This is a genomic window from Amycolatopsis sp. NPDC052450 (assembly GCF_044547565.1).
Classification (GTDB): Bacteria; Actinomycetota; Actinomycetes; order Mycobacteriales; family Pseudonocardiaceae; genus Amycolatopsis.
The window spans coordinates 207188-218526 of the sequence record NZ_JBIUAQ010000004.1; the positions used below are offsets into that span (position 1 = coordinate 207188).

At 69.8% G+C, this 11339-nt stretch carries 7 protein-coding genes; 4 read left to right on the forward strand and 3 right to left on the reverse strand.

What is annotated here, in order from left to right:
- Positions 1-18: 18 nt before the first annotated feature.
- Genes ACIHAO_RS09970 through ACIHAO_RS09980 form a run of 3 tightly spaced genes read right to left on the reverse strand, consistent with a single transcriptional unit; the run spans position 19 to position 4987 of the window.
- Positions 19-1131 (reverse strand): acyl carrier protein, encoded by a 1113-nt coding sequence (locus tag ACIHAO_RS09970; RefSeq protein ID WP_396556384.1) that lies wholly within the window; start codon positions 1129-1131, stop codon positions 19-21.
- The gene (locus ACIHAO_RS09975) at positions 1128-1856 is read right to left on the reverse strand and encodes an alpha/beta fold hydrolase (protein WP_396556386.1); all 729 of its coding nucleotides are present in this window, start codon (positions 1854-1856) and stop codon (positions 1128-1130) included. The genes ACIHAO_RS09970 and ACIHAO_RS09975 overlap by 4 nt, the downstream gene beginning before the upstream one ends.
- A complete protein-coding gene (locus ACIHAO_RS09980) occupies positions 1853-4987 on the reverse strand; it encodes an amino acid adenylation domain-containing protein (protein WP_396556388.1) in 3135 nt (1044 codons plus the stop codon). Before ACIHAO_RS09980 ends, ACIHAO_RS09975 begins: the two co-directional genes overlap by 4 nt.
- 143 nt (positions 4988-5130) lie before the next feature.
- Between ACIHAO_RS09980 and proB the strand changes: the two genes are divergently transcribed.
- The 4 genes from proB to ACIHAO_RS10000 all read left to right on the forward strand — a co-directional run bounded on the left by proB (position 5131) and on the right by ACIHAO_RS10000 (position 11235).
- A complete protein-coding gene (proB, locus tag ACIHAO_RS09985) occupies positions 5131-6243 on the forward strand; it encodes a glutamate 5-kinase (protein WP_396556390.1) in 1113 nt (370 codons plus the stop codon).
- The gene (locus ACIHAO_RS09990) at positions 6234-7484 is read left to right on the forward strand and encodes a glutamate-5-semialdehyde dehydrogenase (protein ID WP_396556392.1); all 1251 of its coding nucleotides are present in this window, start codon (positions 6234-6236) and stop codon (positions 7482-7484) included. Before proB ends, ACIHAO_RS09990 begins: the two co-directional genes overlap by 10 nt.
- Before the next feature lie 13 nt (positions 7485-7497).
- Positions 7498-8667, forward strand: a complete 1170-nt coding sequence (locus tag ACIHAO_RS09995; RefSeq protein ID WP_396556394.1) for a pyridoxal phosphate-dependent aminotransferase — start codon at positions 7498-7500, stop codon at positions 8665-8667.
- A 1173-nt stretch (positions 8668-9840) separates the two neighbouring features.
- Positions 9841-11235 carry a serine hydrolase domain-containing protein gene (locus ACIHAO_RS10000; protein ID WP_396556396.1) on the forward strand — a complete coding sequence of 465 codons (1395 nt, stop codon included), beginning with the start codon at positions 9841-9843 and terminating at the stop codon, positions 11233-11235.
- Positions 11236-11339 lie beyond the last annotated feature (104 nt).

The following is an 11339-nucleotide window of genomic DNA, read 5'->3' on the forward strand; positions in this document are numbered from 1 at the left end:
CGCTTCTGATCACGCGAGTTACGTCCCTGGGCACGCTCGTCGCGCGAAGATCGCGCACAGCGAGTCGATGTCCTGCAACGCCTGGGGAGTCAGGTCTTCGTCACCGAGTACCACCGCCAGCCGTGTCTCGACCCGTTCGATGATGTCGACCAGCCCGAAGGAGTTGTAGTTGGGGAGCTCGCGCAGGGTGGTGGCGGCGCGCACGGTGGGCTCGTCGATCCGCAGCACGTCCTGGATCGCGGCGAACACCGCGGCGCGGGCGGTGTGCCGGGCGGCGAGCCGGGCCGCGATGGCGACGTCTTCGTGGAGCAGGCGGCCGAGGTCGTCGAGCACGGCGGCGCCAGGGGCGCCGGTACGGGATCGGCGCGAGGCCACATAGCTTTTCGAGGCGAGGGTGAGCCAAGCCTTGGCGTGCTCGTCGACCTCGGGGCTCGGCCGGTCGTGCCGGGCGAGCCAGGCACCGTGCAGCAGGCGTGAGCGGCCCAGCAGCCAGATGTCGAGCACCAGGCCCTCGCCGTGTTCCGCGGCGAGATAGGCGTCGATGGCGGGGACGGCGGCGGTCATCGCCCTGGCGTTGGTGGCGAGGACATCGGGCCGCTCGGCGACCGGTTCGGCGGTGAACCGCAAGGCGGTGGCCGTGGGCAGCATGGCGTCCAGTTCGCCCGGGGAGAGCCGCCACACGCCCGGACGGCACGGGCCCCACGGGGTCTCGTCGTGATAGGCGTCGACCACCGTGTCCGATGTGGACAGAAGGAACGTGTGCTCGGTGTGGCGGCGGCCGGCGTACGGCGTCCACGTCAGGGCGTGCGCGTCGGCGATCACGTACAGCGGACCGGCTTCGTCGGCCAGCGCCCGCAGCCGGGCGCCGTCGATCCCGTCCCAGCGTCGCGCCACCCGCAGGCCGAGCGTCTCGTGCGCGGCGGCCAGCCGATAGGGCAGGGAGGCGGCCACCTTCGGCCCTGGCTCAAGATCGAACCGCAGCGGGGCGCCGAGCGACAGGTGCGCGCCCGCCTCGCCGTGCCGGTCGGCCAGCACGGCGAGGTTGGCCTGCAGGCAGTCCAGCGCGTCCGCGCGCACCGTCTCCAGCAGCGGCGACCAGAGCCGGTCGTACGCCTCGGCCAGGGAGGTCACGATTCCCGCTCCAGGCCGAGGAACGCGTCGACCTCACCGGTGAGCCGGTCCAGGTGCCGCGGTTCGAACACGTCGTAGTGGCCCGCGTCCAGGGTCGCGGTCCGCAGGTCCGGCGCGAGCTCACACCACCGTCGCAGCGCGACGGTCCGGCCGGAGATGCCGTCGTCGGCGTCCGTGCACATCAGCAGCAGCGCCCGGCCGGGATACTCGCGTTCGGCGGCGTATCCGGCCAGCGCCTGCGCCTGTGCCCGGAAGGTGCGCTCCACCCTGGCGACGGTGTGTTCGTCCGGCCGGGGGCCGAGGCCCCCCACGATGAGCTTCCTGATCCGTTCGTCGTCCTCGGCCGAGGCGTGGCGGGGCAGCGGCGAACTGTCCACGATCACCAGCTCCGGCCGCGACCCCCGGTCGGCCAGCCGCACGCACATCTCCCAGCCGACGGTGCCGCCCAGCGACCAGCCGAACACCAGCGCCGGGGAGCGGTCGCCGAGCGCCGACAGGGCGGACTCGGCCATCGCCCCGATGCTGTCCTCGGGCGGTTCCCCGGGAACCAGTCCGGCCGCCCGCACGGCGTAGACGCTGTAGTGACGGCCGAGGTGGGAAGCCAGTCGCAAGTACGGGTTCAGCCCGCCGCCCGCGCCGGGCAGCATCACGCATACCGGCCGGTCCTTGCGGCGCACCAGGGTGACCAGCCTGCTCGGCGGCTCTTCGCGTACGGGCTCGTTCATTGCCGGACCAGCGCTGCCAGCGTCGCCACGGTCGGCGAGCGGAAGAACTCGACCAGCTGCACGGCCACTCCGTACCGCTCCTGCACCTGGCCCACGACGGTGAAGATGTTCAGCGAGTGCGCGCCGTACTCCAGCACCGGGCGGTCCCGCTCGACCTGGGGCACGCCGAGCACCTCGGCCCAGATGCCTGCCAGCTCGCGCTCGAGGTCGTCGGCGTACTCGGCGGTGGGTGCGGGCGCCTCCGCTCGCTGTGCGCTGAGCTGTTCGGCCAGCGCCACCAGTGCGGCCCGGTCGGTCTTGCCGCTGCGGGATGTCGGTACGGACTCGATGTCGACGATCTCCGCCGGTGCCATGTACGACGGCAGCCGCTCGGTGAGCGCGGCCCGGACCCGCTCGTGGTCCGGCGCGGCGCCTGGCTCGGCTAGCAGGAAGAGCAACGGCCGTCGATCGATCCCGTCCCCGCGCACCGCGGCCACCGCCTGACGTACGTCCGGCAACCCGGTCGCCACGGCTTCCAGCTCGCCGAGTTCCACCCGATAGCCGCGGATCTTCACCTGGGTGTCGTTCCGGCCGAGGAAGATCAGCGCACCGTTCTCGTCGCGCACCACGTGATCGCCGGTGTGATAGGCGGTTTCGCCCGGGGTGAAACCGTCGGGCAGGAACCGTTCGGCAGTGCGCTCCGGGTCGTTGACGTAGCCCTCCGCGGGCGAGTGGCCACCGAGCAGCAGCTCGCCGGGGACACCCGCCGGCGCGAGATGACCGGTCTCGTCGACGACGTACGCGGTCACGTTCGGCAGCGGCAAGCCGATCGGGACGTGGCGTGACCACGGCGGGTCGGCCGCGGTCAGCCGCCAGGTGGTCGCGGCGTTGGTCTCGGTCGGCCCGTAATGGTTGACCAGTGTGCACTGTGGATGGTCGGTGAAGAACGCGCGGATCTCCTCGTCCACCAGCAGCTGCTCGCCCGACACGCACAGGTATCGCAGCGAGGGCAGGTGCGTCCGCACGGACTGCACGAACGGGCGCAGCGCCGCCACCGGGAGGTAGAGGTGGGTCACCTCGGTGTCGGCGACCCGGCGCACCAGCTCGGGGAAGTCGCGCCGGTCGGCGGGCTCTCGCGACACCACGGTCGCCCCGGCCAGCAGCGTGGGCAGGATCTCCTGGAACGACACGTCGAAACCGGCGGGCGCGTACTGCAGGAACCGGCTGTCCGCGGTCATGTCCAGCGCGGAGATCTGCCAGGCGGCGAGATTGAGCAGCGGCCGGTGGCCCATGAGCACGCCCTTGGGCAGCCCGGTCGAGCCGGACGTGAACATCACGTAGACCGGAGAGTCCGCCGTCGCGACGGCCGCGGTTTCCACCTCGGACTCGAACGCGGCGGCCGGAGCGACCTCGACCCCGTGCAGCGTGACACCGGAGCCGATCACCACCCGGCACCGGGACTGCCGCACCATGTACGACAACCGGTCGGCGGGCAGGGTCGACTCCAGTGGCAGGTAGGTCGCGCCACGCCGCAGGATCGCCAGTATCGATGTGACGGTCTCGCTGAGGGAATCCAGCCGCAGCCCGACGACGTCGCCCTGGCCGACCCCGCGGCCGGCGAGCCCTGAGGCGATGCGCTCGGCGGTACGGGAGAGCTCGGCGTAGGTGAGCGTGCGGCCGGGTTCGGTGACCGCGACGGCATCCGGAGTCCGGCGTGCGGTCTCGGCGAACCACTCGTACAGGGTCGGCGACGGCACCTGCGCCGGATACCCGTCGTGGCGACGGCTTCGCACGGCGGAGGCGTCGTCGAACAGTTCGGCGAGGGTGAGCGTGCCGTCGGCCACCGTCCGGCGGAGAGCGGTCCGCATCGAGTTCAGCAGCCCGTCGGCGACCGCGGGCGGGATCAACTCGCTGTCGTACTCCAGTTCGAGCAGCCACCGGCCGTCGACCAGGGTGGCACCCAGCCACAGATCGAACTTGGCGGTGCCGTTGCCCGGCTCGTACGCGCCGACCACCGCGCCGGTCCCGGTCGCCGGGTCGAATGTGTCCTGCATGGCGAGCATGCAGGAGAACAGGGGGTTGCGGTCGCTCGGCCGGTCCGGCTGCACCTGCGCCACCAGCTGGTTGAACGGGACGTCCACCGCGGAGCGGCAGTGGTCCACCGCGGAGCGGACGGTCTTGTCGAGGTGTTCGTCGACGGTGCGCGTCCAGTCCACGTCGACGGTGACCGGCAATGTGTTGACGAAGAACCCGCACAGGTCGTACGAGCCGATCGTGCGCCGCGCGGTGAACGGGCTGCCGATCAGTACCCGTGTCACCCCGCCGTGCCGCGCCAGCACCGTGCCGTACACCGCGGAGAACACCACGAACGGGCTGACCCCGAGTCGTTTACAGGTGGCCTGGAACCGCTCCGACTCGGTTTCGCCGAGAGTCCACGAGATCCGCTGCCCGGCGAACTCCGTCCGGTGTGGACGGTCGGGTCGGGGGTACAGGACGAGCGGCGGGACTTCGCGCAGCCGTTCGGCCCAGGTGGTGACCTGTTCGGCCGTCCGCGCCGAACCCGCGGCCCGGTTCTGGGCGTTGAGTTCCTTCACCAGCGCGGCTTCCCGGCTCACCCGCAGCGTCTCCACGTCGATCGGGCCCGCCAGTGCGCGGTCGAGGTCGCGCACGATCGGGCCCATGGAAACCCCGTCGCCGACCAGATGGTGACCGCAGATCAGGATCGCCGCGGCACTGTCGTCGGTGGCGCGCACGAAACCGAAGCGGTGCACCGGTCCGGTCGTCAGATCGAACGGCGCGCGGCCGATGTCCCTGCCGAGCGCCGCGAGTGTGGCGGCGTATTCGGCGGGCGGCACGGAGATCGACTCCAGTGGCAGCTCGTCCGCGGTGGGCGGAGGCCGCAGCACGGCGTGCATCTCCGGATGCAGCCGGAACACCTGGCGCAGCGCCGGCTGAACGGTGACCAGGGCGACCAGCGCCCCGGTCACCGTCTCGGCCAGCGTGCCGGCGCATTTGGCCGGATCGAGGTCGAACTGGATGACCTGGTTGTAGATCTGCTTCGTCGGCACCAGGCTGTCCACCACCAGCAGTCCCTTCTGGGACTCGGTGAGGTGGAGGGTCGCCGTGTCGGCCAGCTGGAGTTCTGCTGTCATGACGAGAGGGTCGCCGGATCCGATGTACCGCCGATGTTCCGTCGATGCAACCGGGCTGTGCCGCCTCGCCCGGCCCCGGCGGAACACCGGCCGCGTATCGCGAGCACATCGGCAGTACATCGACGGCGGTGAGCATCTGCCGCATGTCGACCAACAGCTTGCCGGTCACCGCGCCGCCGACCGAGGACCTGGCGTCGCAGGGGGGCCGGGTGGTGCTCAAGATAGGCACGTCCTCGCTGCTCACGGACGGCAGGCTGGACGCGGTCAAACTCGACAGGCTGTGCGAGATCGTCCACAGAGGACTCGTCGCGGGCCTGCGCCCGGTGCTGCTCGCGTCCGGGGCCATCGCGATCGGCCGCGGCAGGCATCCCGCGCTGGCCGTGGACGATCCGGCGGCGTTGCAGGTGTCCGCCGCGCTCGGCCAGTCTCGGCTGTACTCGGCGGTCGAGGCCGCGTTCGCCGAACGCGGCGTGCAGACCGGGCAGCTGCTGCTCACCCCGCCTGACCTGGTCGAGGACGAGCGGAGCGGCGGCGTCGGGCACACCCTGCACACCATGCTGGCGCTGGGCATGGTGCCCGTGGTCAACGAGAACGACGCGCTCGGCGTGCGCAACAACGACGTGCTCGCCGCGCTGCTCGGCGGCTACCTCCAGGCCGAGTTGCTGCTGTTGCTGACCAACGTGCCCGGTCTCTACGACAGCAACCCGAAGCTGGCCCCCGGCGCCCGGCACATCGAAGAGGTGCCGGTGCTGACGGCCGAGACCGAACGGCAGGCGGGCGGCGCGATCGGCGACGGCGGCACCGGCGGCATGGTGATGAAGCTCGGCGCGTGCTGGATCGCCACGTTCAGCGGCGTACGCACGGTCATCGCGGAGAGCGCGGACCCCGACGTGCTGGTCGCCGCGCACTGTGGCCGTCCGGCGGGCACGGTGTTCCACCCGCGCGCGGTCACCGGAGCGACTCCCGGCATCGGAACGCTCTGGCGCGCGTTCCGGACCCCGCCGGTCGGGGCGCTGCACTGCACGCCTGCGGGCCGGGAGGTCGTCTTGCGTGGTGAAACCGTGTGCCACCACCACATCGCCGCCGTCCACGGCACCATCGCGCCCGGCGACGTGGTCGACATCTGTGACCAGCACGGGCGACCGCTCGCCCGTGGCCCGCTGAGCCGTGCCGTCGAGCCCGGCCGCCCGCCGACCGCACCCGTCGTCGACGGTGGCGACTACGTACCGATCATGGAGGACCTGCCATGTCAGTGACCGACGTCTGCCGCTCCGCGGCCGAGGCGTGGACCGAGCTCAAAGGGCTGACCACCGCGCGGAAGAACGCGCTGCTGCTGGACATGGCCGTCGCGATCGAGGAACACCGGGAGCGGATCATCGCGGCCAACGAGACGGACGTCGCCGCCGCCCGCGACAACGGCGTCTCGGCCACCCTGGTCGATCGGCTGACCCTGACCGAGCGGCGGATGGCGGGCCTGGTCTCGGCCATCCGGACCATGGCCGACCTGCCCGATCCGGTCGGCCAGGTGGTCGAAGGCTGGACAAGGCCCAACGGTCTGCTGATCGAGCGGGTCCGCGAGCCGATCGGGGTGGTCGCGGTGATCTACGAGGCACGGCCCAACGTCACCGCCGAGGTCGCCGCGCTCTGCGTGAAGTCGGGCAACTGCGCGGTATTGCGCGGCTCCTCGATGGCCATGGCGACGAACACGGCGGTCATGGCGGCGCTCGACAGCGCGATCGCCCGGCACGAAGACGTGCCCGCCGCCGCGGTCCAGCTGGTCACCGACCCGTCTCATGACGCCGCTCGGGAACTGATGCGCGCCAAGGAGTTCGTCGACCTGCTGGTGCCACGCGGCGGGCCGGAGCTGATCGAGTCCGTCGAGCGCAACGCCACCGTGCCCACGGTGATCGACGGTGCCGGCAACTGCCACGTCTACATCGACCGTTCGGCGGACCTGGAGATGGCCACGGCGGTCACGGTCAATGCCAAGACCTCCCGGCCCAGCGTGTGCAACGCCATGGAAACCCTGCTGGTGCACGAAGAACTCGCCCGCGACTGGCTCCCCGACGTACTCGACGAGCTGTCGGCCGCGGGTGTGGAGATCCGCGGTGACGCGACCGTTCGCGAGGTCTGGCCCAAGGCGGTGGCCGCGAGCGAGGACGACTGGGGCACCGAGTACCTCGACCTGGTGCTGGCCGTGCGGGTGGTGCCGGACGTGGGTGCGGCGATCGCGCATATCGACCGGTGGGGCACATCCAACGCCGAGGCGATCGTCGCACGGGACATCGACGTCGCCCGCCGGTTCGCCCGCGAGGTGGACTCCGGCAGCGTGTTCGTCAACGCCTCGACCCGTTACTCCGACGGCGGCGAATTCGGCTACGGCGTCGAGATCGGCGTGTCCACGCAGAAACTGCATATCCGCGGTCCGATCGGGCTGACCGCGCTGACCACCGTGAAGAACGTCGTCTGGGGTACCGGACAGACGAGGATCGTGTAGGGGAGCGAGCCCAGTGTCCACTGTCCGAACCGCGTCGCCGATCCGTCCGTCGTCCCTTGTGGACAATGCGGCGCAGGCGCTGTCCATCAAGTACAACAACCTGGTCTACGAGCTGAGCGCGGCCGGGCAGGACATCATCACGCTCTCGCTCGGCGAGGCGTTCTTCGACCTGCCGCTGCCCCGGTTCGACGACCTGACCGGGCACGGCCTGCATCACTACTCGCACTCCCGTGGGCTGCCGGAGCTGCGGCAACGGCTGGCCGGGTACTGGGCCGACTTCGACCTCCCGGTCGACCCGGACACCGAGATCGTCGTCACCGCGGGCTCGAAGGTGGCGATCTACATGGTGTTGCTGGCGCTGCTCGAGCCGGGGGACGAGGTGATCGTCCCGGAGCCGTTCTGGCTGAGCTACCCCGAGCAGGTGCGGCTCTGCCGCGGTGTTCCGGTGCTGGTGCCGCACGACGTGAGCGTGTTCGACTTCGGCCGTTACGTCACGCCGCGTACCAGGGCCATCGTGATCAACAACCCGAACAACCCGTCCGGCCGGGTGCACACCGACGCCGAACTGGAGTTCGTGCACGATCTGGCGGACGCGCGGGGCCTGGTGGTGATCGCCGACGAGGCGTACCACGAGTTCGTGCCGGCGGACACCCCGTTCCGGGCCTGTGGCTCGTTCGACCCGGAGCTGCGGCACACCGTCACGGTCAACTCGATGTCCAAGAACTACGGGGTTTCCGGCTGGCGTGTCGGCTACGTCATCGCGCATCGCACGCTGATCGACCAGGTCCTGAAGATCAACCAGCACCTGATCACCTGCGCGCCGACGATCCTGTCCTGGTATCTCGCCGAACACTTCGACGACATCCTGGACATCACCCGTCCGCAGATCCGCCGCGTCGTGGATCTGCGCCGCGAAGTCGCGGGCCAGCTCGCGGACATCGGCATCGAGACCCTGCCCGGCTCGGCGACGTTCTACCTCTTCGCCTCCCTCGGAAGATCCACTCTGGACTCGATGGAGTTCGCCACCCGGCTGCTGCGGGAAAGCGCGGTCAGCGTGGTGGCGGGCATCGCCTACGGCGAGTCGTGCGACCGGCACATCCGCATCTCCGTCGGCACGGAGTCGCCGTACCGGGTGGCAAGGGGCATCGCCGAGATCCGGAACCTGATCGACGCCACGAGCTGACCAGCGCAGGACTTGCGGGTCAGGTGACTGTTCCTGCGCTGTAAGGGGCCAGGCATGAGGCACCTACGGCGGGCGGCGGGTCGGGATCGCAGGTCCGGGAAGGGCTCCTTCCCTACCCTGAGAGTAGGGAAGGAGCCCTTCACTACATGCCGGACTGAGCTCGGCCCGGGCCGAGGCTGGCTTCGGACGGCAACACCACTGTGAGCCTGAGCACTGGAGCGACCGCGCGTGAAGGCCCCCTTGCCTCGGCTCAGCCGAGGAAACTCGACCTTCACACCTCCCTGAAGTACATGAAGGACCCCTTCCTTGCGCCTAGGTGCAGGAAGGGGTCCTTCATGTACTTTACTCGCGAAACCGCGCAACCCGCCCAAATCGGGCACATGCGTCTCGCAAGAGTCCCTTGTGGACAGTCGAGAGCCGGGTGAGGCTCCTTGCCTGGGCGCGCTGCTGCCGGGTCCACTTCGCCTTGTCCCGCCATGGCGGCGGAGCCGACCAGCAGTTATGCGAATTACCGGGGCCCTACCCGATCCTTGGACGGCTGCGGCTTCGGCGGCCGGCCGTGAAGCAAGGCGTGACTCGCGTGCCTGGAAGCCGCACTTGAGATCCGGATCTGAACACGCGAGTGCGGTGCCGCGTCACCCAGCCGAGGACTCGTCCTGGCGCCACGGGCGGCTACCTGGCGTTGCCCTTGCCGGAACGGCCGCAATCGCATTCCCGCCCGCAGGAAATTACTTGCGAGTCGCAGGTTTGAATACTTTTTTCCTGGGTATAGGACACTGTTCGAGCCCGGAGACATTCCTTCCGGTTTTTGCCCTGCGCTGGTCTGGCGAGTTTCACGCCGAAGTCCGATTGGCGAATTCTCTTCCCCCCGCGGCGGCGTCCGGCGGTGGCGGCGACACTGCGATACCCCAGGAAGAGCTCGATTTCAAGGCCACTCTGCCCGCGGTTCCACGGCATGGAATTGACCGGTGGTCAATCCCATGATCGCTTCTCGAATTGCGATCTTGGCAATTGTATGCCTATTGATTACCAATCAGAAGGATCTTCGTTTGTTTCCCGGTTCGTCCACTTGGTGGTATCGAAAAGCGGGCGGGGTGGGCAACGTATAAAGCGTCTCTTGGCGAGAATGATGCGCGGCGAGCTTCCCAGGGCGCCACAGCGGTCATTGGTTACATGCGATTTTCTCCTGTGACAGTTGAAGTGGTTCGGAAGGTCAGTTCAGTGTTTTCGTCAGTAGCAGAGTCGTGTGTTCCCGCAACCTCCGGAAGGCAGTCGGCCCGTCCCATCCCGCCAGGCAGGCTGGCCGGGGTCCTCAGCTCTCTCATCCAGCGGCATCACGTGCCGGGAGCCCAGCTCGCGGTGTGGCACAGCGACGAACTCTCGGTGGCCGAGGCTGGCATGGAAGACGGCGACCGGCCGATGAGTGTGGATTCGACGGTGCCCGTCGGGTCCATCACCAAGGCCTTCACCGCGACGCTCGCGATGCTTCTGGTGTCCGACGAGGACCTCGAGCTCGACACGCCCATCGGCGAGTTCCTCCCGGAACCGCGCGGCAGCGAGCTCGGCGGCCTGCTCACGCTGCGGCAGCTGCTCGGGCACACCAGTGGCCTGCCCTCCGACCCCGCCGAGCACTGCGCCAGCCGCCGCGAACTGCTCGGCTGGCTGCACCCGGACCTGCTGGTCTGTGCCCCAGGCACCGCCTTCTCCTACTCCAGCGTCGGCTATGCGCTCGTCGGCATGCTCATCGAGGAAGCCACCGGCATGCCGTGGCAGGAGGCCCTCGAAACGATCCTGATCGGCCCGCTGGGCATGAACGCCGCCTTCATCGGCTGCGCGGGCCGGGAGCCGACCGCCAAAGGACACGCCGGTCGTCCCGGAGCCCGGCCCCGGGTGGTCGAGCAGATGCTGGCCCCGATGCTCGCTCCCGTGGGCGGCCTGGCGCTGAGCGCCCGCGAACTGATCAAGTTCGGCCAGGCTCATCTGGGCAATCCCTGTCTGCTCGACGAGGCGACCGCGAGGGAGATGTACACCCCTGGCGACGCAGAACCGTTCGGCCTCGCCGACAGCTGGGGGCTCGGTCTGTCGCGTTTCCAGGGCAAGCGCGCCACCTGGCTGGGCCACGACGGCACGGCGGACGGGACTTCGTGCCACCTGCGCATCGACCGCGAAGGACAGACCGTCGTCGCGTTGACCACCAACGCCGTCGGAGGAGCGGCGCTGTGGTCCGCGGTGCTGCGGGAGCTGCGCGCGCTCGGCCTCGACATCCCGGACTACCGGGCGCGCGGTGAGCGTGCCCGGCGGGTCACCGTGCCGGACGAGAGTCGCGGCGGCTACCGCAACGGGGAGCTGGAGTACGTCGTGGAGACCGACACCGAGGGCGTCGTATGCCTCACGGTGGACGGTGAGGTCCACCGTGACCTTGCCCTCTACGACTGCGGGACGATGTCGGTCCCGGACCCCGCCACCGGACTGCGGGCCGACTGCGGCCGCATCGTCCGCGATCCCCGCACCGGACGCGTCACCGCCTTGCAGGTCGGTGGACGGCTCGCCGAGCGGGTGAGTCACTGAAGGCGGTCGCGCCGCCGTACGGCCCGAGAGCCGCTCTTCTTCCCCCTCTGTCTTCGTCCACCCGTCTCCCTCGAGGCGGTCCTCGACGTGCGCTCGGAAGGTTC

Bases quoted from the DNA above. Each gene is read 5' to 3' on its own strand.
- ACIHAO_RS09975 (WP_396556386.1), bottom strand. From the start codon at position 1,856: ATGAACGAGCCCGTACGCGAAGAGCCGCCGAGCAGGCTGGTCACCCTG.
- ACIHAO_RS09980 (WP_396556388.1), bottom strand. From the start codon at position 4,987: ATGACAGCAGAACTCCAGCTGGCCGACACGGCGACCCTCCACCTCACC.
- proB (WP_396556390.1), top strand. From the start codon at position 5,131: ATGTCGACCAACAGCTTGCCGGTCACCGCGCCGCCGACCGAGGACCTG.
- ACIHAO_RS09990 (WP_396556392.1), top strand. From the start codon at position 6,234: ATGTCAGTGACCGACGTCTGCCGCTCCGCGGCCGAGGCGTGGACCGAG.
- ACIHAO_RS10000 (WP_396556396.1), top strand. From the start codon at position 9,841: ATGCGATTTTCTCCTGTGACAGTTGAAGTGGTTCGGAAGGTCAGTTCA.